This is a genomic window from Arthrobacter sp. YA7-1 (genome assembly GCF_025960325.1).
GTDB lineage: Bacteria > Actinomycetota > Actinomycetes > Actinomycetales > Micrococcaceae > Arthrobacter > Arthrobacter bambusae_A.
Genome location: NZ_CP110115.1, coordinates 44,723 through 65,740 on the forward strand (window position 1 = coordinate 44,723; position 21,018 = coordinate 65,740).

The 21,018-nt window shown below is 63.0% G+C and carries 18 protein-coding genes; 10 read left to right on the forward strand and 8 right to left on the reverse strand.

What is annotated here, in order from left to right; all coding sequences use genetic code 11:
- The first annotated feature begins 129 nt into the window (after positions 1-129).
- From OIT41_RS20020 to OIT41_RS20035, 4 genes are all read left to right on the forward strand, one after another.
- Complete coding sequence (locus OIT41_RS20020; RefSeq protein WP_264636464.1) at positions 130-1,224, forward strand: Fis family transcriptional regulator; 1,095 nt, start codon at positions 130-132, stop codon at positions 1,222-1,224.
- A gap of 140 nt (positions 1,225-1,364) precedes the next feature.
- Positions 1,365-2,012: a hypothetical protein gene (locus OIT41_RS20025; RefSeq protein ID WP_264636465.1), complete on the forward strand. Its 648-nt coding sequence runs from the start codon at positions 1,365-1,367 to the stop codon at positions 2,010-2,012.
- Positions 2,013-2,114: 102 nt separating this feature from the next.
- A complete protein-coding gene (locus OIT41_RS20030) occupies positions 2,115-2,390 on the forward strand; it encodes a type II toxin-antitoxin system Phd/YefM family antitoxin (RefSeq protein ID WP_241710795.1) in 276 nt (91 codons plus the stop codon).
- Positions 2,387-2,680 carry a type II toxin-antitoxin system RelE family toxin gene (locus OIT41_RS20035; protein WP_264638080.1) on the forward strand — a complete coding sequence of 98 codons (294 nt, stop codon included), beginning with the start codon at positions 2,387-2,389 and terminating at the stop codon, positions 2,678-2,680. Before OIT41_RS20030 ends, OIT41_RS20035 begins: the two co-directional genes overlap by 4 nt.
- Positions 2,681-3,706: 1,026 nt before the next feature.
- Here the strand turns inward: OIT41_RS20035 and OIT41_RS20040 are convergent.
- Complete coding sequence (locus OIT41_RS20040) at positions 3,707-4,933, reverse strand: ATP-binding protein (RefSeq protein WP_241710794.1); 1,227 nt, start codon at positions 4,931-4,933, stop codon at positions 3,707-3,709.
- A 298-nt stretch (positions 4,934-5,231) separates the two neighbouring features.
- On the opposite strand from OIT41_RS20040, the gene OIT41_RS20045 reads away from it, so the two are divergent.
- A complete protein-coding gene (locus OIT41_RS20045) occupies positions 5,232-5,498 on the forward strand; it encodes a hypothetical protein (protein WP_319801852.1) in 267 nt (88 codons plus the stop codon).
- Between the two features lie 137 nt (positions 5,499-5,635).
- On the opposite strand, the gene OIT41_RS20050 is transcribed toward OIT41_RS20045, so the two are convergent.
- The 4 genes from OIT41_RS20050 to mobC form a co-directional block, all read right to left on the reverse strand.
- Complete coding sequence (locus OIT41_RS20050) at positions 5,636-5,938, reverse strand: DUF4193 domain-containing protein (RefSeq protein ID WP_241710793.1); 303 nt, start codon at positions 5,936-5,938, stop codon at positions 5,636-5,638.
- A 243-nt stretch (positions 5,939-6,181) separates the two neighbouring features.
- Positions 6,182-7,414: a hypothetical protein gene (locus OIT41_RS20055; protein WP_241710792.1), complete on the reverse strand. Its 1,233-nt coding sequence runs from the start codon at positions 7,412-7,414 to the stop codon at positions 6,182-6,184.
- Between the two features lie 35 nt (positions 7,415-7,449).
- A complete protein-coding gene (locus OIT41_RS20060) occupies positions 7,450-9,090 on the reverse strand; it encodes a relaxase/mobilization nuclease domain-containing protein (RefSeq protein WP_241710791.1) in 1,641 nt (546 codons plus the stop codon).
- Positions 9,091-9,092: 2 nt separating this feature from the next.
- The gene (gene mobC / locus OIT41_RS20065) at positions 9,093-9,485 is read right to left on the reverse strand and encodes a plasmid mobilization relaxosome protein MobC (protein WP_241710790.1); all 393 of its coding nucleotides are present in this window, start codon (positions 9,483-9,485) and stop codon (positions 9,093-9,095) included.
- A gap of 222 nt (positions 9,486-9,707) precedes the next feature.
- On the opposite strand from mobC, the gene OIT41_RS20070 reads away from it, so the two are divergent.
- The 4 genes from OIT41_RS20070 to OIT41_RS20085 all read left to right on the forward strand — a co-directional run bounded on the left by OIT41_RS20070 (position 9,708) and on the right by OIT41_RS20085 (position 13,274).
- A complete protein-coding gene (locus OIT41_RS20070) occupies positions 9,708-10,007 on the forward strand; it encodes a hypothetical protein (RefSeq protein ID WP_241710789.1) in 300 nt (99 codons plus the stop codon).
- A 605-nt stretch (positions 10,008-10,612) separates the two neighbouring features.
- On the forward strand, positions 10,613-10,825 hold the full coding sequence (locus OIT41_RS20075; RefSeq protein WP_241710788.1) for a hypothetical protein: 213 nt from the start codon (positions 10,613-10,615) through the stop codon (positions 10,823-10,825).
- 589 nt (positions 10,826-11,414) lie between these two features.
- Positions 11,415-12,601 (forward strand): IS3 family transposase gene (locus OIT41_RS20080; RefSeq protein WP_264638081.1). Its coding sequence is split into 2 segments (ribosomal slippage): positions 11,415-11,670 and positions 11,670-12,601, totalling 1,188 coding nucleotides; the frame shifts between segments, so codons are not numbered across the junction.
- Between the two features lie 418 nt (positions 12,602-13,019).
- On the forward strand, positions 13,020-13,274 hold the full coding sequence (locus tag OIT41_RS20085) for a hypothetical protein (RefSeq protein WP_241710053.1): 255 nt from the start codon (positions 13,020-13,022) through the stop codon (positions 13,272-13,274).
- Positions 13,275-13,301: 27 nt separating this feature from the next.
- Here the strand turns inward: OIT41_RS20085 and istB are convergent, their stop codons facing one another.
- Positions 13,302-14,120 (reverse strand): IS21-like element helper ATPase IstB, encoded by an 819-nt coding sequence (istB, locus tag OIT41_RS20090; RefSeq protein WP_241710052.1) that lies wholly within the window; start codon positions 14,118-14,120, stop codon positions 13,302-13,304.
- Positions 14,117-15,796 carry an IS21 family transposase gene (gene istA / locus OIT41_RS20095; protein WP_264638082.1) on the reverse strand — a complete coding sequence of 560 codons (1,680 nt, stop codon included), beginning with the start codon at positions 15,794-15,796 and terminating at the stop codon, positions 14,117-14,119. The genes istB and istA overlap by 4 nt, the downstream gene beginning before the upstream one ends.
- Positions 15,797-15,958: 162 nt before the next feature.
- Here istA and OIT41_RS20100 point away from each other — a divergent pair, with 162 nt between their 5' ends.
- Complete coding sequence (locus tag OIT41_RS20100) at positions 15,959-16,096, forward strand: hypothetical protein (protein ID WP_264638083.1); 138 nt, start codon at positions 15,959-15,961, stop codon at positions 16,094-16,096.
- A gap of 29 nt (positions 16,097-16,125) precedes the next feature.
- Here OIT41_RS20100 and OIT41_RS20105 read toward each other — a convergent pair whose 3' ends face one another.
- On the reverse strand, positions 16,126-21,018 hold the full coding sequence (locus OIT41_RS20105) for a helicase-related protein (RefSeq protein ID WP_264638084.1): 4,893 nt from the start codon (positions 21,016-21,018) through the stop codon (positions 16,126-16,128).

The window sequence follows — 21,018 nt, forward strand, 5'->3', positions numbered from 1 at the left end:
GGGTGCGGCAACGAAGACGAGCTTCACTCCGGCAACCGGTGCTGGGCATGCATTCTCTCGATCACTGTCGACCGGCTCCTCAGCCCACCAGACAACCAGGCGCCCTCCCCCGCTCTCCAGGCAATCGCCATGGCCCTGAAGTCTATGAAGCGGGCCAACAGCGGCCTGACCTGGATCCGGCAACCGCACGTCACCGCGTTCCTCCAACAACTGGCGTCCGCGCCTGTGATCACACACGCTCGCCTCGACGAACTCCCGGCATCCCGCACCCGCGAATACGTCCGCGGCCTCCTCGTCGAACACAATGCATTGCCACGCCGCGATGAACTCAGCGCGAGGTTTAGCGATTGGTCCGAGCAGGCACTCGAGCGGATCACCACCCAGAACCATCGCGACATCACCCGGCGCTACATCCGCTGGCATCACCAGCGCCGTATGAACCAGATGGACGAAGTCACTCAAGGCACGTTCCTCCGGGCCAAGCAATCGGTCACCGTCGCCATCGACCTGCTGAACTGGCTCACCGAGCACGACACTGAACTCGAGTACGTGAATCAAGCGCACTTAGACCGGTGGCAGGCGGAAGGCCCAACGACGCGAGGCATCGCCTCACGCTTCCTCGACTGGGCAACCAAAACCAGCCTCATCGACCCTTCATTGAAGTTGCAGCCTCACCGCCGCGGCACGAGCCCCCGGCTCGACGCCGCGAGGCAATCAGAAATCGTGCACAGCCTGAGCCACACGACCGACATGAACCCCCGGGATCGCGCAGCAGCCATCCTCGTCATGGTCTTCGGCCAGCAGGTCTCCGACATCGTCGAACTGACGTGGGACAACGTCACCGTGACAGCGGAACTCGTTACCATCACCTTCGGAACCGTCGAGATCGCTCTCACCTCGCCGCTCGATGAGCCGTGGCGCGAACTGGCGGCCACCCCGACCCATGATCAAACAGCAGCTCACCCCAACAGCAACTGGGTGTTCCGCGGCGGCGTCCCCGGCCGGCACATTCAGGCCTCGACCCTCACCCAGCGACTCAGCACCGTTTTCAGCAGTCGGGCGGCCCGGCTCGGAACACTGCACGAACTCACCAAACTCGCCCCCGTAGCCATCATCGCCGAAGCTCTTGGCTACGCACCGGCCACGATTGATCGCCATGCTCTGGCATCGTCGGCCAACTACATGGAGTACATGTCGGCCCTTTCGTCGCACGCGTCAAGCTAGCCAGCCTGACAAGCAAGCCAGACCTGGGAATTCCACCAGCATTTGCTTAGCGACTGACCCTCGCTTATGGACAGACAACAAGTGATAACGCACAGTTGGATAACCATCGACCTGCGGACATGCCTACTTGGGGGACAACAATGAGTCATGAGGATTCGGAAGCCGAGGCCGGGTGGGCGAAAGCCGAGAAAATAGCCACAGGCATTACCGACCACGGGATGGCGAGAGCATTGAGGACCTACTACTTGGTCTTGTTCCCCGTAGGAGCCTTGCTCCTGATCGGCCTTGGCTTCATCGTGTCTGCACTTGCACTTCAAATCGGCTTCGACGATTGGATTGGACCTCTTGGTGTTGGCGTTTCCGCCGCGTCGCTGGGAGCTTTCATAGGTGGGTTCGTCTATGCCAGGAAAAGAGTAAACCCGCTGGTGCAGCCCCAGCGACAAAGTGCAGCGATTTGGTTGGAAAAGCCTGAACGCAAGAACGTGAGTGATCAGATATTCGGGAAAGTTCCTCCCAGGCCTGAGCACCTACCCGCCGTTCGAGGAATCGCTGCACAGACCAGACAGGCTCTTGCCCTGCAGCTTCTGCTGGCGCCTGGATACATACTCATGTGCGCAGCGCAGTTGCTGCTCAACGTCCGCCAAGGCCTCGAGGGTATTTCGTGGATCTGGCCCGTCCTGACCGCACTCTTCGCGGCGCTCTTCACTTTTTCCATCTGGCAGTTCAAAAGATCCGGGCACTTCCTGGACATCACATCAGCGCAGAACCAGCCGAAGAGCCCAAGCTAACTCCCGGAAGAACCTCGAGCGTTTCAACTCGTCCCACATCAACACGTCCCGCTGCCAGTCGTCGGGCTAGTTGGTGGCCTGATATCAGGCTATAATTCCAGTATGAGAACGGTACCGCTCAGCGAAGCCAAGGACAAGCTGTCCGCCCTCGTGGAGGAAGCAGACACGACGCACGAGATCATCCAGATCACCCGGCACGGGCACCCGTCAGCGGTGCTGATGTCCGCCGATGACCTGGAATCCCTGCAGGAAACCATCCACTGGCTCTCACAGCCCGGCATCCGCGAAGACCTCGACCAGGCGAGGCGCGACATTGTCGACGGTAAGACGACCAGTGGCGCAGACCTCCGCCGTGAGTTCGGGCTGCCGCCGCGGTGACCGGCGCGGAATCCACCGGGCCATCGCCATGGAACGTTGAGGTCACCAGCCCGGCGCTGAGGGGCTTCCGGCGACTGCCTGAGAAGGCCGCGGCAGCGATCGTCGAATTCGTGACGGGCGCACTGGCCAGGAACCCCCACCGGCTGAGCAAGCCCCTCACGAACGGACTCCTCGGACTCCGCACCGCACGGCGCGGCGACTACAGGGTGCTGTTCACCCTGGACATCGAAGAACACATCCTGTACGTCCACCGCATCGAACATCGCTCCGACGTCTACAAGCCGCGTTAGCCGAACTCCACAGGGGAAAGATGCGCCATGGGGGGGGCCTCTCCCCCAAGCTCAGGCCCACGAAACGTCCAAAAGTGGACCGAAGGAGCGCCATGGGATGTTCCTGTGCGCCGGGTGCGGCACATCATGTGGCAGCGGCACTTCCTCGAAAGTGGGGTAGCCGCTCCGCCACCGCTTGTTGAGGACGGCAATGTCATCACCGTACTGTTCTCTGAGAACCCCAGGCCAAAGAGCGCGGTGCTCATCCGTAGCGAAGGCATCCCCCCAAGGATTGTCCGGAGGATTCATGGCTCGTTCCAAATGATCCATTGGCCGAGAGCAGGATGCCTGGAGTAACGCTCGACGCACGCCGAGATGTAGTCCTCCATCGCACCGCGGAAAGCCGGGTCCAGCGTCAACGTCTGGGAGTGAAGGGCCGACCCCGTACCGAGCCACCACGGGCCTGAATTCGCTGTAAGAGTTGCCTTGATTTTGATCCCGTGCCCGGCTGCGGCATCAAAGACGTTGTCAAAGAGCTCAAAGTCCCAATGGTCCGGCGACTGACTCTGGATCCAGGGCCACATCAGGAACACGCGAAGTTGGCCGAATCCGACTTCGGCGGCCCGGTCCACAAGTGTCAGGACCTCGTCCCTTGGGAGGTCGCGTTCGAGCCAAAAGGAACCCGCCCCATGACCTAACCCGCAAGACCGGTCAGGCGTCGACCACCCAGCGCATCCAGGCGCCTGACCATGGTCAAAAATACTTGCCGCCACCGGTCAGCCCATTGCAGCGAATGGTCAAAGCAACCTGCAGCCAGTGGTCAGTTTCAAGTTGCAGTTGACAAGGGTCCGAAACCCGTTTCCTGGACGCCCTCGGCGCCACTCTTAGATGCCAATCTGACGAGGGTTTTCCCTCTGGCGGATGCACAGTTGGGGTGAAGCATGATGGATCTTGTGAATCCCGGCGGGTTTCGTTTCCCGCGGGACTTGTTGTTTCCGCTCGATGAATCACGTCGCGCCAGTATTCGACCGGGCCTGAACGGGCAGTTTATTTCTTGGGTTTCGTGCGCCTCTTTTGTACCGGGGGGACGTCCAGGTGCGGGACGGCTCGCAGCATGAACCGGTCAAAGTGTGGCACCGTGAAGCCCGCGTAGCCGTGGGCGGGCGTATAGAGCAGGCCCATGTTGATGAGTTCGGATCGTGTCGGGGCCAGCTGGGTGGACTCGCGTCCCATGACGGCGGCGACGTCGGCGGCCTTTTGGGAGTCGGGGCCCAGCTGTGCCATGGCGCGCATGTAGGCAATCTGCAGCTGGGTGGCCCTGTCGAGCCGGACGCGGAAGAACGAGGAATCAAGTTTTGCCTCGTAGGCGTCCTTTGCATCCTCAACATCTTCCAAGGTGATGGAGACGCCGTCCGCGACTGCCCACACCTGGTAGCCGAGTTCCTGCACGAAGTATGGATAGCCTTCCGTGAGGTCGAACGCGCGGACAAGTGCATCGTCCTCGAAGTGCACATGTTCGATGTGCGCCGGCTCGGCCAGTGCTTTCTTGGCATCTTCAAAATCCAGGGATCCGAGTTTCGGGAACTTGAAGAGCCGCTCGGCGTAGGATTTTGCGTCCCCGGCAAGCTCGGCGATCTGGGGCAGCCCCGCACCGACAAAGGTCACCGGGAGTTTTCTCTGCACCGATTTGTGGATCGCCTGGATGACGGCTTCGAGTTGTGTTTGGCTCAGGAACTGGACCTCGTCGAACAGCAGCACCAGGCCGGTCCCGTGTTCCCTGGCGGCTTCGCCTATCGAAACCAGGACGTCCGTCAGGTCCAGGGTAAGACTGCCGTGATCGGCAAATCCTTCGGCGGCGTCGACATCGAGTGACAGGGTCGGGATACCCGAGGAAGGATCGATGGAGAGGCTGAAGGACTGCAGGACCTGGGCAGCCTTCCGTGCTTTGTCTCCCCACTTGGCCCGTGGTGAAATCTGGTAGAGCGCGGCCCGCAGCTGAGAGTAGATAGTCCTGCGGAAGTGGTCGTCATCGTGTTTGCTGGCCTCGAGCTCCAGCACCTTCCATTTGAACTCTTCTGCTATCTGACGGAACTCCCCCAGCAACACGGTTTTGCCCACGCCGCGAAGGCCGGTGACGATCATGGATTGATTGGTGCGGCCCTTGTCGAGCCTGCGCAGGAGGATCCGGAAGTCCTCAAGGAGATCGTCACGGCCGATGACAATCTCCGGCGTCGCACCCGCGTTCGGGGTGTAGGGGTTGTTCACTGGGTCCATGTCACGAAGCTTACAAGATTTATTTCACTTTATTGGTCTCTAATAAAGGGTGTATTTTGCAATAAAGTAGTCCGGGGACGGGCCCGAAGCTCACCCGATGCTGCGCGGCGTGACTTCACTGCGTCCCCGGAGTCCCGACAGAACTCGTTCGTCGTTCAACGCGGATCGAAGCTGCTTTTCGCACCCCACTCCCGATGGGATACGCCGACCCTGCCGGTGTTGCATGGATCACATTTGGTCTATGGTTGTCCGGGTGCCACAGCGTCGTGGCCCCCGACATGGAGCGGAGAAAATTTTCGTGACAGACAAGCTTCGGGTGCTGGTCGGGGTGGACCTTGACTGCGCAAAGGCCCAGATTGCCGCGCAGGGTCACGTGACATCCAAAAGCGTCCACAGCCTGTACGCAGTGATGAAGCGCGCCAACTCGCTCACCCAAGGCATGACCCTGGAGCTTGATATGACCCGGGCCCGGATCGAACCCGACGCGTGGGAAGAACTCCGGGCTGTTCGAGGTCCCACCATCTGCCGGCCCGCCTCGATCCGTCCCAGTCCGACTACAGGCTGAGCATCCTCGCCCCTGAGGCCGCGGCCCCGGCAGCGACGGCTGCCCAGGCAGACTGACCGGCACCAACCAACTCCCAGCATCAGGGCAAAAAATCCGCGATGGACCGCCGGCTACTGCGCCTTAAGGAAATGGATGCCCTACCCTTCGCATTCGCTGCAGTACGAGTGGCCGTTGCTTTCGCGTGCGAGTTGGGACCGGTGCCGGACAAGGAAACAGGAATAGCAGGTGAACTCGTCCGCGGCCTGGGGAATGACCTGAACGATGAGCTCCTCGGCGACGATCTCTCCCCCGGGTGTCAGCCCCTCATCGAGGGCATCCGCTTCGTCCAGTTCAGTGACAACGCTGCGGGCATCGGGGGCATTCGCAGACTGCAGGGCCTCCAGGGAGCGGTCCTGTGATTCCTTGACGTCGGAACGGACTTCGTCGTAATCGGTTGCCACTTTGGGTGCTTCTCATTTCTGACGTTTTTGCGGTGTTCTTTCTGACGAAACAGCAACGTACACCAATGCACCGTTGTTCCCATGTCAACGGACCAGAGGACCTCGGGCGGGACTATTCAGCGCACCAGGCCGGTACATTCCCCCCGTTACCCAGTGCCAGAGCAATACGCCGCCAGCTAGATAGTGCAACTCCCCCACAGGAGCTGCCTGATGGCAGCCCCCCGTTACACGGTTGCGCTGTGCCTACCGGCTGAGGCCGTTCTTACCTCGTTCAGCCCCTACTGCTGCCCCGGTGCGGGACTTCCGGGCTTTGGCTGCGCCCTTGCCCATGGTCACCGCGGCGCTGGGGTGTGTGCCCTCACTGCGGGCCGCGGCGAGGCGGCCCCGAATCTGAGTTTCGCTGGCGCCGGTATTTGTCAGGGTCTCGGCAAACTTTTCGTGGTGTTCGGCCGAGCCGTAGCCCGCGGCCGACGTGCTCTCCGCTTTCAGGCCCTGGTCTTTGAGCCGGCTGCTGTCGTTGCCGGTGACGCGGTTTTCGATCTCTCGCCCGCCGCCTTCCATGCGGGCAAAGAGCTCTTTCTCGGCACGTTCGTACCGCTGTTCCACGGTCATCCATGGGGAGCCTTGGAATCCGCCTTCGGCCAGAAGCTTTGCTTCGTGCATGTCCTTGGCTGCTTTCACGAACTCGGGGTCCTTGAAATGGGAGTCGCCGGCACCGTTGACGTTCGTCGTGGTCTCTTTCCGCAGTTGGTCAAGGTCGGGGCCATTGACGCCGTCGTTGCCGATGAGAAACAGGCGCTCCCTGATTTCAGCGTCGGCCGCCGCAGTTGCCTTGGGGGTTTTAGCGTTGTGAGCCCGCTGCAATGCCTGTGCCAGTTCGGGGTTGGCGAGGTACTCGACGGGAACCTGGTGGCGTTCCATTTCCGGTGCCAGCTTCCCGGCCTGGGCGCGGAGTTCTTCCGCCCGGGCAGCCACGAGAAGGCCCATGGCCTTCTCCTGGTCGGCGGCCGCCTTGCGCTGGGCCTCCTGACTGCGGGCCATCGCATCCAACCGCGCCTTCCAGGTCGCGATGGTCTCGATCCCTGACTCCAGATACGCGGCTTCAGAGCCGACGTCATTTGTGTCGATGCCATACCGAGCCAGAACCTCGGCGCGGATTTTTTCCGACGCTGCCAGGGCTGTCGGGTCGTGGTCCTTCCAACCCTCGGCTACGGCGTGCGCGGTGGCGATATCGCCCGGCTGTGCCTTGTCCCACCATTGCTCTTTTTCTACGGGTGCCAGCGCCGCGCGGGCTGCACTGCGTTCGGCGGCGAGGCGTGCCCGGGCTTCGTGCGCTGCCTGGGTGTCCTGGTGTTCCTGTTGCCGCTGGGATTCCTGGCGTCGGCGTGCCAGTGTCTCGGCAATGCGTGAGGCGATCATCAGCGACTGCCGCAGACCGCCGTCCAGGACGTCATCCATTCCATCTGATTCACTCATGCTGTCCCCCTTGCAGTTGGTGTTAGTGGTGGTGGTTATCGGTCGAAGGCCGGGCCGGAGTCGCGTCGGACGGTCTGGGAGGTTTTCGCCGGTGTCGCCGGCGTGGGCGTCGTCGGCACCGCTGACCCGGGGCGGATGGGTGTCATTCCTCGGCGGGCGATATCGATCGCCCGGGGCGCCACTGCCGCGTCCCGGGACGGCTGCTGTTCCGCACCCACCAGAACGGGCTTGGGCATGGTCGCGGTGAACGGGGCCAGCTGCTCCTCGACCACGGACCGGATGCGCTGGGCCTCCCGGGTCCGCCCGGACTGGGCGTGCATTTCATACACGGCGAAGGCGGTGTTGATCAGCTGCACCATGAGGGCCGTTTGCGCGGCCGTCTTGTTCTTGCTCGACGCGGCCATGAACAACATCGCAGTACCCGCGATCGATGGGAGAGCGACAGGCTTGCCGTGCTGGCGGGGTGCGCGCAGCTGAGCGGTGCGGGACAGTTCAGCGGCGGTGGCCGCCAGCGGACCAGGCGTCGGTTCCAGACGGTACGACCATGCCGCGAACGCCCCTGATACTTCCCTCGCTGCTTTCGCCCAGGTCGCGTGATCATCCCGCGGAATGGTCCGCAGCTGGTCAGCCAGGGCGGTCGCGTTGCGGGTGTATTCCACCCATACTTCGCCCGGTGGTGTTGCGTTCTCAGGGCCGGTCCTGGACACCGTGCGCCTGTTGCGGGCAGCTGCGTTCCATTCCGCGGCCGCTTCCGTGGCCAGGTGCGGGGTGTCGGGCCATTCATCCCGGAGAGCACCGAGCTTCAGATCGGAGGCCAGGGTCCCGCCTCCGAACCAGATCGGACGTTCACCCCGGGCGGGGCGTTCGGCGACGGAGTAGCCGACGATGACGTCGGTGGTGTTCTTCGCGTAGCGCGGTCGCACCAAGAGGCCGGTGTCGCGGGCCCGGCGGACGAACTCACCTTCTGTTGCAGAGGCGCTGGCGCTGGCGCGGACTTTCCGTGCCAAGGAGGAGCGGTGCATTTCGCGTTCGTCCCGGACGGCCGTGGCTTTCTCTGCCCGGTCGTAGCCACGGGTGGCGTGCACCGTGGAGAGCTGTTCGAGGCCGTACTTGACCTCCAGCTCACGGCACGATTCCTGCGCCTTCTTGTAGTCGCCGTGCGTGGATGCCTTGGTTCCGTCTTCGCGGACCAGGGAAACGGCGACGTGGATGTGGTGGTTGCCGTTCTCGGACGTGCCGTGGTTGATCGCAACCCACCGGCAGCGGGCCTTTCCGCTGGTTTCGGTGAAGCCCATGGCATCCACGAAGTCGTTGGCAATATCGCCCCACTGCTGATCCGTCAGCGCGCCCTCTTCTGCGCGCAGGCTCAACGAGCAGTGCCACACGCTGGCGTCCTTGTAACCGACGTGCACGCGCTCCTTCTTGGCCGCGTCCCACTGCATGTCCTTGATCTGCACCGAGACGTCATATGCCCTGCGCGGCTGGTCCAGATGCTTGGCAATCGCCAGCGCATCGTCACGGTCCAGAACACCGTCGTCGTACCACGCCATGATCGCAGCATCGCCTGCTACCAGGTGCGGATCGCTGTGTACGTTCTTCGTCTTGTTGGCGTCCGTCGAGGCCAGGTAAACCATGAGCCCGCCCATGCGCGAACCGCGGGTGATGTTCGGGATCATTCCTACATCAGCCCCTCAATGGTGCGGTCAATGCGCATCGCAACTGACCGGAGATGCTTCAGTGCTTCGCGTGCCTCAGCGGGGAACTCGCTCGTGGCGTTCGCCTGCCGTGCGAGCTGGTTGATGTTGTTCGAGGAACGGGCCAGCAGATTGTGCAGAGACATCAGTTCAGCGATGGCGGCACGCCGTTCCGTTGTCGTCTCCTGGGTCTCGGACAATGCCGACGTGATCAGCAGGTTCGGGACGGTGACCTTCTCCCGCTCAGCCCTCGCGACAAGCGCGGCTTCCTCTTCAACAGTGACCCACAGGTCACGGCGCTTCTTGGTGCCGGCGGGAGTGTTCTCCCGGCGTCGGCGCGCCAGATTGAAACGGTGAGCGTTCCCCTCATCCGACATCCCAATCCCCCACTTCCAAGGCCCAGCGCAGCGACCCCAAACGGGGACCCACAAGCAAGTGTGCCAAACCGCGACGCAGGAGCCGGGCAGGACACGCCATTTACACCCGTGTAAATGTATAGCTTGCTCCGAACGGCTGGGTTTGAGCGTTTTTTGAACCGGGGTGCGACCCACCGAAAACCCCTCCCGGCCTGAATGTAGCGGAACGGTTAGAGTCGGTGCATGGACATCAACGACATCGCCGCCAAAGCCGCCGCAAAAATCGACGCCGCCCGCGACGTCAAAGTCAACGCAGTGAAAACCGCCGCCGCCAGCGGCGTCGAACTCGCCGAAGCAGCCCAGCTGCTGGCAGCCGCCGAACAAAAGTACGCCAAGGACTACCAGGCCGCCCTTCGCGCCGACTGGACCGACTCCGACCTGCGCAGCTTCGGCCTGGACGCCCCGACAAAGAAAGCCGGCGGCCGCCCCCGCACCCGGAAAGCCGCCCAGGAACCGGCCTCCGTGACCGGCGCTTCGCAGTAGCAAACCGTCGTCCACAGGGGCACGGCAAAAGCTACTTCCTCCGGGCTTTTCCCGTTCACCTGACGCTCCTATAGTTCTCAAACCTGAGACGTTCGTCCGTGGCAGCTCTGTTTCCGCTGCCCACAACCGGGGACAATTCCTCATGGGTTATCCACAGCTACCGCTGCCGAGGGAGCTACCCGAACGGCTCCCAAAATTTCAGCCGTGGATAACCCGAATTGACCCCAGCCATGGACAGCTCAAAGGCACCTTGAGCGCCGAAAAGTTAAGTACACACCACTCGTGCGCGGGGCAGCGGAACGAGATTAACTCGTGACAAGAACATGGTTTTGGGCGGACCGGCCGGAACTGGTGTCCGGCTGTCAGACGGGACCAGCGGCGGGAGAGAATCCCGGTTCCTGGCAAGGACTCTCCACTACCCCCAGACGCCGCTGGTCCCCTAGGGACCGAGGCCGGGTCTGGAATAGCTCCCATTTTTCAGCGAGGGATAACCTATATCGTCCCCAGGCGGGGTTGTGACCAACTGCAATAGCTGGAATCGTGGGTGGTGTCTCGGGCAGTTGGGCGTCGCCCTAACACGGCGAGCCGCCACTAATGAGCACGCAATGAAAGATCCCAGACTAGTCGCCCGGACCATGACGGCGCAGGACCCCAGCCGGCTTGGGGACCTATGGCTGCAGTACTGGGCCAACGGCGGAAACGCTGATCAATTCGAGTTCGACGCCTACCTGCACGGCCTAAGTGAGTGGGATACTCTCGAACTCATTATCCTCTCCTGGGCCATCGAGGACCTCCGGCGTCGCCTTCCTATGCAGTAGCCGGCCGCGCTTGTTCTTCCAGCCATCGCCGGTACTCAGCGATGACGCGCACTTCTTCGATATCCGGCAGGCTTTCCCTGACGAGTTGAGAATCACGTGACCCAGACGGGCAGACAACACGGTAAGGGGATCATGCTCAAGCTCCTGACTTATCAGGACCGCCCAGGCCAACCCGAAAGGACTTGAACCAGCGGACACGACATGTGCAGGACAGCACCCCGACGAACGCGCCAAATGGACGACGAGTCACACCGGTTCAAGACCAACCCCGTCATTACCGTGGTCGACGGGACCCACCTGACCGGTTACACACAACCGCCAGGGCACCAATGGCCGGCCCGGCACCAACGGGACCGGCAGACATGCACAACCTCCGACCATCGACCTCACCCAAACAGGAACTAGTTCCTGTTTCACTACCCAATGGACCGGTACCCGAGGCCCGCACCGACGAGGTGCGGGCCTCGGTCTTTGTCCCCGTCCGACACACTCCTTCGGTCCTCGAAACAGGACCACTGGGCTGCTCTGGAGATTTCGGACACGGTACCCCATGAAATGATGGGGATTACCGGAATGAGGAATCACCAGAATGTCATCAACCCGTCGCAGGTTCAGTCAGGAATTCAAGGATGAACTGTGCCGCGAAGTCATCGACTCGTCCAAACCGATCAAGACGGTCGCCACCGAATACGGCGTGGGTGCCGAGACGCTGCGTAATTGGCTGAAGAAGTACAAGGAAACGTATGGCGGAACCGAAACGGAGCCGGAGCTGAACGTTTCCGAACGTGCCCGGCTCAAGGAACTGGAACGTGAAAACCAGGAACTGAAAGCGGAAGCCGCGTTCCTAAAAAAAGCGGCCGCATACTTCGCAAGGGAGCCACGGTAGTGGCGAAGTATGAATTCATCGACTCCTACGCGGCAACGCCGAAAGCGCCGGCAGTGCTGAAAATGTGCCAGTGGCTGGAGGTCTCCCGCTCGGGGTTCTACCACTGGCGATCCCGCCCGGTCTCGGCCACCGCGGCCCGCAGACAGGCACTGGCCGCCCGTGTGCGGCATTTCTTCAACGAATCGGACGGAACCTACGGATACCGCCGGATCCACGCGGACCTGGCCGGTGAGGGCATCGAGTGTTCCCCGGAACTGGTGCGCCAGATCATGCGGCAAGAGGCCCTGATACCGTGCCAGCCACGGCCCTTCAGGACTACAACGGTCGCCGACGCCGAAGCGGCCGGGGCCATGCCGGATCTGGTGAAGCGCGATTTCACCGCTGCTCGTCCCGGCATCAAGTTCGTCGGGGACATCACGTATGTGCACACGTGGCAGGGGTTCATCTACCTGGCTACCGTCATCGACTGCTATTCGAAGAAGGTCGTCGGATGGGCGATCGAGGACCACATGCGCTCCGAGCTCGTAGAACGGGCCCTGTCCAATGCCGCCGCAACGACACGAATCGAGCCCAACGCGATCTGGCATTCGGACCGCGGAAGTGTTTATACCTCGGCCTCTTTCCGGGCCCTGGTCACCGGGCTGGGCATGCGTTCATCCATGGGGAAAACCGGGATCTGCTGGGACAACAGCCAGGCCGAGACTTTCTTCTCGGCTCTGAAAAACGAGCGGGTGTACCGCACGACGTACGCCACGAAGGAACGCGCCCGCAAGGACATAATCCGCTACATCGAGGGCTTCTACAACAGCCGCAGACGCCACTCAGCGCTCAACTACCAGCGGCCGAATGAAGTCCACTATAGTTACCAGCAGCCGGCCACGGCAGCGTAGAAAAACCACTAATCCGCTGTCCGAAAACTCCTAAGCAGCCCACACAGTAGGAGCAATCCCCTACGGGACTGATGCCGTCCGGGGTGCCTTCCTCCGTCCTCCAGCGCTTGATCGCCGATGCCCCGACTCCAGCGTCTCTTGCGAAAGGCCCGTCGGCGAAATGGGCGCATAGAGCAAAGCGTGAAGACATTCAATCCTTGCGTCATATATTCCCGGCTGCGGTGAGTATGTCAACCTGATTCAGGGCCACAGAGACGCCCCGAACCAAGACCATCCAGGACGTTTTAGAGGGAAGCAGTCGACAGTGCTTATCATGTGCGTTCCAATTGTTCGGGGAAACACATACGCTCAGCCCATGATGCCGACCCCGGATCCCAGGCAACCCGCCCGTGCTCAGTTTGCCAACGTCATGAGAGTAATGATTTTCATATGCTGGGGAATCCTGGCCGTTGGCTTTGTCGTCGTTGCATCTGCAGGCCACATGGGCCCCCCGTCCCTGCTCACCTTCTCCGGCGCCCTCGTCTGCTTCGCAGGCGTTTTCTTCATTTTCTTTCGAAGCCTGCCCAAATGGGTTGACGATGGTGCCGGACTCGCCGGCAAGGGACTGGCCCTCCTCTTTGCGCTCCTCGGCGCCACCTTCCTACTGATCGTGCTGTCCGTATTTCTGCGATAGAGCACGCCCAACCAGCAGGAGATCCTTTTATCGTCCGGTTTGTTGGGCGATGGTGTGGGCGAGGCGGTAGGAGTCGGTTCCGGTTTCAATGATGGTGCCGTTGAAGGTCAGGCGGTCCACGATCGCGGCGCACAGGCGCGGGTCGCTGAAGGTCTTGGTCCACCCGGAGAAAGACTCGTTGGACGCGATCGCAATGGAGTTCTTCTCTTCGCGTTCGGTGAGGACCTGGAAGAGGAGTTCGGCCCCGCGGCGGTCCAGTTCCATATAGCCCAGTTCGTCAATACACAGGAGATCAACGCGCCCGTAGCGGGCGATGGTCTTGGCCAGAACTTTCTCGTCGGCGGCTTCGACGAGTTCGTTCACGAGCCGGGTCGCGAGGGTGTATTTGACCCGGTAGCCCTGTTCCGCTGCCGCGGTTCCGAGCCCGATGAGCAGGTGGGATTTACCCGTTCCGGAGTCCCCGATCAGGCACAGGGGTGCGCCTTTGCGGATCCAGTCCCCGGTCGCGAGGGTGTGGATCGTGGCGGGATTGATGTTCGGGTTCGCGTCGAAATCGAAGTCCCCCAGCCACTTGTCCCGTGGAAAGTTCGCGGCTTTGACCCGGCGGATGGAGGAGCGCCGGTCCCGGTCATCGCACTCCGCCAACAGTAGTTCGGCCAGGAAACCCTGGTAGGAGAGCTGTTCCTTCCCGGCGACGGTGAGAGCCTCGTCCAGGACCGCCCGGACGGTGGGCAGTCGCAGTCTGCGGCAGGCCTGGTCCACGGCGGCGACCGCGGCCTGTTCAGTCAGGCCGCGCCGCCGGCGCAGGGTCGGGGTGATGGTGGCGGCCGGTGCGGTGGGACTCATGAGATGTTTTCCTTCGACTCGGTTCCTGCAGGGTGTTCGGCGCGTTTGGCCAGCAGCTCGTCATAGGCGCTGACCGACGGCAGCGGACGGGTATCACGGGGCAGCCCGGCGATGACCGCTGCGGGGTCCATCAGCCGGCGCTGGGTCAGGCTGACAACTCGTTGCACTTTCACTTCAGCATGAGCACCACGATGACGGTCCGAACCGGACCCACCCTCGGCGGCGAAACCGGCCGCGTGTCTGCGGGCTTCGACCGCGACGACGTCGGCGCTGACCGCACCCACGCCCAACGCCGCGGTAATCCCTGCCTCGATGTCTACCGCGTCCATCGAACGATGGAGCAGCAGGACGTCGATCAGTTCACGGGTCCCCTCGGCGTCGCCGTTGACCCGGCGCGAGGCAGACCAGAAAGCTTCATGGGCGCTGGTGAACGCCCCGGACTCCCGCGCCCTGGCCAAAGCGGTGGAACCAGGCAAAGCGCCGGGCTTGGTCTTGAGGACCTCCAGGTAATGGTCCAGCTGGACCGACTGCGCGCCCTTGGCAACGATCCGCTGATGCCTGGCCGCCACCGCGCGGCCGTCGAACACCACAAGCTCCGATGCCCGCAGGGACACCCTGACTCTTCTACCGATGAACCGTGCCGGGACCGAGTACTTCACCATCCGCACCGTGATCATCGAGGACCGGTCCACTCTCGGGTTCAGCAACAGACCGGGATCGAACTCATCGGCAGGCAACGGTGCCAGGAACGGGCGCTCGGCGGCGAGGTCCTGACCGATGGTGCGGATCCGGTCATTGATCCGCCGCTGATCGTCTTGGACCTCCCAATCCCGGATCCGGTCGTTGAGCTCCTCGAGGGACTTCACGACGGGCATCGGGGACAGCCGGTTGCGGCGGAACCAGCCCACTTCCCCTTCGACCCCGCCTTTCTCGTGAGCCCCGGCAATCCCTGGCTGGCAATAAAAAGAATCAAAACCATAGAACGAGCGGAACAACACCCACCGGTCGTTCTCGATGCGGTTCCGGCCCTGCCCGAACACCACGGCCCGGACGGCACGGGTGAGGTTGTCATAGCGGATGTGTTTGACCGGCACGCCGCCGATCTCGTTGAACGCCTCGACATGGCCTTCAAGAAATGCTTCCTGAGCCTGCGTGGGGTAAATCCGGTGGATGGCCTTGCCGGAATGGGACAACCGGAAGATGAACATGTGGCACTTCGTCTTCATCCCGTTCAACACGATCCAGACCTCGCCGAAGTCCACTTCCGCCTCCGCGCCCGGGGCGTGTTCTTGCGGGACGAACACCTCAACCCGGCGGCCGGCCTCGACATCGATCTGCGCCCGGCGGACCCGGACATAATCCCGCACCGTCGAATACGACAGCTCCTCCGCACCGTGCTCCTCAATGAGCCGGGCAAGAATCCTCCGGGCAGTATGGCGTTGCTTCCGCGGCGCCGTCGTGTCCTCAACCAACATCGCATCAATCGCCGGTTTGAACGGATCCAGCCGGGGCGACGACCTCTCGGGCGTCTTCCGCGCCGGAGGGACGGGATCCGACAATGCCTGCCGGACCGTGTCCCTACTAACCTGATACCTCTTTGCCAGACCACGGATCGATAACCCCTCAACACGGGCATCTCTGCGGATCCTGGCAAACAACTCCAAGCGCACCCTCATCCGGACCTCCAAACGTTGCTTTCAACAGATGAAAGCAACACTGAGGGTGGTCCTGATTCAGACCGTCACAACCAACCGGCGAGTCGTGGAGTGGTCCTGATTCAAGCCGTCATACCGGTCCTGAATCAAACTGTCATATTCATGCGGTTCGCCGTCAGCCCTATGAAGGACTCTTTCGCCCTCAGGTTCTACACGGCATGCACCCTCTTTATGAAGGGACACGAGTGGTACGACAACGGCGAAGCCTGCGCCCGTGCCATCGAGGCAGTGGCGGAGGTGGTGCACATGTTCTTGCCCTGAGCTTGCCGGCGCTTCCGGCAACTCACCCATTAGCGCTCGAAACCACCCTCACGTGAGTGGCCGGGGGCGGCTCCGGTGCGTCCTTGCGGCGTGGGGTGGGTGTGTTGCGGGTGCGTGTTTTTCGGAGCCGCAGGGAAGCTGGCGGCCTGCAGTCTGCGCAGCCGTGCCAGGGCCGGGTCAACCTCCACCTCCGTCACTGAAACCTCTGCCGATGGTGGTGGTTTGGGTGGGTCGATGGATGCCTGGAGTTTCCCCTCCAGCTCCGCGCACCTCACGCGCGCTGCGATGAGTTTGTCTTCGTATTTGAACGGCTTGCCGGCCTGGCTCTCGACGTCTGCCAGCACCGCCTGCTTTTCGGTAATGGTCTGGCGCAACTGGGCCTCGTAGTCGGGCAGCCCGGACACTTTGTTCTCCAGTCGGGTGATGATGCCGGCGCTTCCTTCCAGCAGCTCCATGCGGGTGAAGACCAGCGCAGGCGCCGGCACGTCCTTGAGGGTGATCGCGAGATCCTGGTAGGAGCCGAGCCTCGAGTCCTCGGCCGCGTTGCGGACCTGCAGCTCGTGGCCGCCCAGGGAAACCATGGTCCCGTAGTCCTGGTTCTGGCGGTAGTAGTTGCCGTATTCCGGCGTGTGCGCACGGACCCATTCCGAGATGGCGGCCACGGCCTCCGCGCGTTTCGTGTAGTTCCTGCCATCGATGCTCGCAGCAAAGGCCTCCCCCGCCGTCGGGATGATGCGCGGCAGCGCGGCCTGCACGGCGGGTAACTTGCTTTCGGCTTTGGTGATGCTGGTTTCGGCGGCGCCCCTGGTCCAGGCCAGGGTGCTCTGTCCCTTCTCGTGGGCGCGTTTGAGGCGTTCGAGTTTGGTCCGTGCGGCGTCGGCCTCGATCTTCTCCATCACCAGCGGGTTCCCGGAGGTCGCGGCTTTGATCTGCGCCGCGTTCAGGGCCAGGTCTCCGACGTCCTCGATCTCGCGGATATCCAGGCGCCCGCGAAGGACCTGCTGGATCATGGTCGCCTTGCGCTGGATCCCGTCCCACGCGGCGCTGTCGTAACTGCCGACCGTGGCGTACTGGAAGTTGTGGACCTCGGCGTTGGCGTTGCCCTGCCGGATGATGCGCCCGTCGCGCTGGGTCAGGTCAGCCGGCCGCCACGGGCAGGTGACGTGGTGGATCGCTTTGGCGCGGAGCTGGACGTTCGTGCCGGTCCCCATCATGGCCGTGGAACCGATCAGCACGGCCACCTCCCCGGAGCGGCATTGGGCAAAGAGCCGGGCTTTCTGCTCGGGCTTGGGCGAGTCCTGGATGAACCGGATCTGCTCCGCCTGGATCCCGCCGGCCACCAGCTGGTCCTTGAGCTGCTGGTAGGCCGTCCAGACCGGCTTCCCGTCGGGCCCGGTGTTCTTCGACGGCGTGCTCAGGTCACAGAAGATGATCTGCAGCGCCCCCTTGTTCGCCGAGGGGATGCCGGACCGGAAGCCGGTGTCATACTCGTTCTCCCGGTTCTCTTCCCAGACCGCCAGGGTCTTGGCGACAACCGCATCCAGCTTGGTCCCGGATTCGGGTTCGATGCCGACCATGCGCAGATCCAGGGCCGCTTTCCGGCCGTCGTTGTAAACGCTCAGGGCATTGTCCGCGCCCTTCTCCGCCCATCCGGACAGGGAGTCCAGCCGGTCCGCGAGGCCCTTCATGTACTCGGCAAGCTCCGGCGGCTGCGCAATCAGCACCAGCTCCGGTTGCCGCTCCCCGTCCTCGGGCCGGCGGGCCAGGTCCGGGGTTTTCAGGTTCAGGTCCTCGGAAAGCTTCACATCAGCGAAGACATGGAAGGACCGCAGCATTTCGGGGACGTTCTTGAACTTCGCGAAGCGCGGTTTGTTCTTCAGCCGGCCTCCGGCGTCCATCTCGATGGCGGTGACCGTTTCCCCGAACGTCGCGCCCCAGACATCGAAGTTCTCCACCCCCGCGGCGTGGAGCAGGTCCGGGCGCAGGTAGCGCTGCATCACGTGGGCTTCGGTGATGGAGTTGGCGATCGGCGTGCCGGTCGCCATCGTGACGACGCGCTCACCATGGACGCGGCGAAGGTATTCGAGCTTCAAGTGCATGTCCGTGGCCCGGATGGAGCCGGCGATTTCGGCGCCCTTGATGTTGGTGACTGTGCGCAGGTTCTTATAATCGTGGGCTTCGTCCACGAACAGGTAATCCACACCAGTGTCCTCGAACGTCAGTCCCGGGTCCGGGGCGGTGTCCATGAGGCGCTTCATGCGCTCTTCTTCGGCCTGGAGCTTGGTCTCCAGTTTCTTCACCGTGGTCCGGTCTTCGCCCTCGGCCTGGGCGTTGACGATGGTCTGCCGGACATCGGCGATGAGCGCTTCCTGATAGGCCTCAATGGTCTCTGCCTTCACACCGATGCTCTTGAAGGCCTGCTGGGTCATGATGATCCCATCCCAGTCATTCGCCGCGGCGCGGGCGACGAACTGCCGGCGCGCGGCCACATCCCCGCTCCTGGTCTTGATGTCATCGGACCCTGCCGAGAGCAGACGCGCCTGCGGGTACAGTTCAAGCCATTCGCGGGTGAACTGCTCCAGCATGTGGTTCGGGACGACCACCATGGGCTTGGAGGCCATGCCCAGGCGTTTGAGTTCCATCGCGCCCATCACCATCTCGGCGGTCTTCCCGGCCCCGACCTCGTGAAAGAGGCCCACGGCCGGTTCGGAGATGATCCGGGCGACGGCGGTGCGCTGGTGCGGGTGCGGGGTGAAGGACTTCGCCAACCCCGGCAGGCTCAGCCGGTGCCCTTCCTTCGTGTAATCGCGCAGGGCCAGGGAGTTGAAGCGCCGGTTGTACTCATCAAGGAGCCGGCCGGCACGTTCGGGGTCTTCCCAGACCCACTCGGCGAAACGCTCCTGCAGGGCTTCGGCCTTTTCCTGGGCTGCTTCGGTTTCTTCGAGATTGGCGACGGATTTGCCGTCCTCGTCCTTGTCCTCAACCTGGATGCTCTTTTGTTCCAGGATGCTTTGCAGCAGGTCCGGGGCAGGCCTTCGGGCTGTCCCCCACTCATTCGTGGAACGCACCGTTCCCCGGTTGGCTTTGACCCGCCAGATGCCGGCGCCGACGCTGCTCACGCTGGCGGTAGGGTCGGCCAGAATGTCCTTCACGAATTGCTGGTGCTCCTCGGGGGAAATCCAGACCGCGCCCAGGCGCGCCTCGACGTCTTCCATGCCGACCCGCGGCGGCTGGACTTCCTCCAGGGCGGTGACGTTAACGCTCCAGCGTGCCTCCCCTGCCGCGGCGGCCCGGGCAGCGTCGAGCTTGGTCCGCACGTTCCCGGACAGGTATTCCGGTGCCGTGACGAGCTTGCCCGTTTCCGGGTCATCGAACACGAGCGTGCCCAGCCGGTCGCGGGCCTCCTCCTCCGTCACGCCCAGCAGCTCCGCGATCTTCTCCAGTTCCGGGGCGCCATAAGTGTCCAGGGCGATGGCCAACGCTTCGTCAACGGTGTCCGCGCCCATCAGCGGTTTGCGGGCCACCACCTGGCGGTGCCGAAGCAGTGCCGCCGGTGTCGCCGTCTGGGTTTCCTCGTTGAAGTTCTCCAGAGCCGGCGGCAGGGCACCGAAGGGGTCCGTCTGGCGCAGGATCCGCACGGCCGGTGCTGCACGGCGGGCGATGATCTCCTCGCCGGATTCCTTGTCCGTACGGACCGTCTCAGTGAAGCGGTTCAAGGGTCCGTACTTGGCGGCATAGGCCGTGTACTTCTCAGCCAGGGCCGTTCGTTGGGCGGACAGTTCCGGGGTGTCTTCGCTGTCGGAAGCCTCCATCTCCAACAGGGACCGTGCCCCGTCCCGCAGCCCCAACAAAGCATGCAGTTCGGCCGCGTGTGCTTTGGGGACCGGGAAGGGGACCTGTTCCCCTGCCCGTGCCACCATGAAGGTTCCGTCAGGCCCGGCGGTGAGGGTGCCATCCCATTCCAGTCCGGGCTCCGACAGTAGCGCCGCGGGGGTCTTCCCCGGAGCCGGCTCGGCAGGGGCGTGGCCCAGGCCGGCCCCGAGCGCGTCCGTCACGATGACATCGAGCCGTCGTGCGAGCAGCTGCGGGACCGCGGTAAGGTCATCCGCTTTCACGGAGACCGTTTCCTCCCCGTACATGCCGTTTCCAACGGTAATCTTTCCCAGGACGTTCTGCGGGTTAAGGTCAAAGTAGTTGTTGATCTTAACGTTGCGGCCGGCGATGATGACGGGCCCCACGGTTTCCCAGTCCGTATTGGCAGGCTCCCGGCCCGGCTCGCGTTTGCGCAGCAGCAGCAGGTCGGTGAGCGCTTCGGTGCCGGCGGCGCGGCGGTGGGCGCCGGTGGGCAGGCGCACGGCGCCCACCAGGTCCGCCATGGCGCTCATCTCCCGTCTCGAGGCCGGATTGGCGGCGTCCAGGGTGAAGCTGGAGGTCAGCACGGCGACGTAACCGCCGGGCTTCACGGCGGCCAGGCTTTTGAGGATGAAGTGGTTGTGCATGGAGTGCCGGGAGTCGGCGTTGTGGGTCTTGTCGTAGAGCGCGTTCTTACTGAACGGGACGTTGCCGACGGCAAGGTCAAAGGAATGGGACGTGATCGGGGTGTCTGCAAAGGATTCGCTGCGGATGCTCGCGTGCGGATAGAGCTTCCGGGAAATGGAGGCCGTCAGCGGATCCAGCTCCACACCGGTCATCCGGGCGCCTTCCGGGGCGAAGCCGATGAACGTCCCGGCCCCCGACCCCGGTTCCAGCACCTCTCCCCCGGTGAAGCCGAGCCGCTCCACGGCGGACCAGATCTCCTTCACCAGCGCGGCGTCGGTGTAGTAGGCGTTGATCGTCGTCCGCGACGCGGCCGCGTACTCACGCTCGCTCAGGACCCCGGCCAGCTGCGTGCGCTCGGCCGCCCAGTCATCCTTGTCGAACAA

Bases quoted from the DNA above. Each gene is read 5' to 3' on its own strand.
- OIT41_RS20020 (WP_264636464.1), top strand. From the start codon at position 130: ATGGCCCTGAAGTCTATGAAGCGGGCCAACAGCGGCCTGACCTGGATC.
- OIT41_RS20025 (WP_264636465.1), top strand. From the start codon at position 1,365: ATGAGTCATGAGGATTCGGAAGCCGAGGCCGGGTGGGCGAAAGCCGAG.
- OIT41_RS20030 (WP_241710795.1), top strand. From the start codon at position 2,115: ATGAGAACGGTACCGCTCAGCGAAGCCAAGGACAAGCTGTCCGCCCTC.
- OIT41_RS20040 (WP_241710794.1), bottom strand. From the start codon at position 4,933: ATGGACCCAGTGAACAACCCCTACACCCCGAACGCGGGTGCGACGCCG.
- OIT41_RS20055 (WP_241710792.1), bottom strand. From the start codon at position 7,414: ATGAGTGAATCAGATGGAATGGATGACGTCCTGGACGGCGGTCTGCGG.
- OIT41_RS20060 (WP_241710791.1), bottom strand. From the start codon at position 9,090: ATGATCCCGAACATCACCCGCGGTTCGCGCATGGGCGGGCTCATGGTT.
- mobC (WP_241710790.1), bottom strand. From the start codon at position 9,485: ATGTCGGATGAGGGGAACGCTCACCGTTTCAATCTGGCGCGCCGACGC.
- OIT41_RS20070 (WP_241710789.1), top strand. From the start codon at position 9,708: ATGGACATCAACGACATCGCCGCCAAAGCCGCCGCAAAAATCGACGCC.
- OIT41_RS20075 (WP_241710788.1), top strand. From the start codon at position 10,613: ATGAAAGATCCCAGACTAGTCGCCCGGACCATGACGGCGCAGGACCCC.
- OIT41_RS20085 (WP_241710053.1), top strand. From the start codon at position 13,020: ATGATTTTCATATGCTGGGGAATCCTGGCCGTTGGCTTTGTCGTCGTT.
- istB (WP_241710052.1), bottom strand. From the start codon at position 14,120: ATGAGTCCCACCGCACCGGCCGCCACCATCACCCCGACCCTGCGCCGG.
- istA (WP_264638082.1), bottom strand. From the start codon at position 15,796: ATGAGGGTGCGCTTGGAGTTGTTTGCCAGGATCCGCAGAGATGCCCGT.
- OIT41_RS20100 (WP_264638083.1), top strand. From the start codon at position 15,959: ATGAAGGACTCTTTCGCCCTCAGGTTCTACACGGCATGCACCCTCTTT.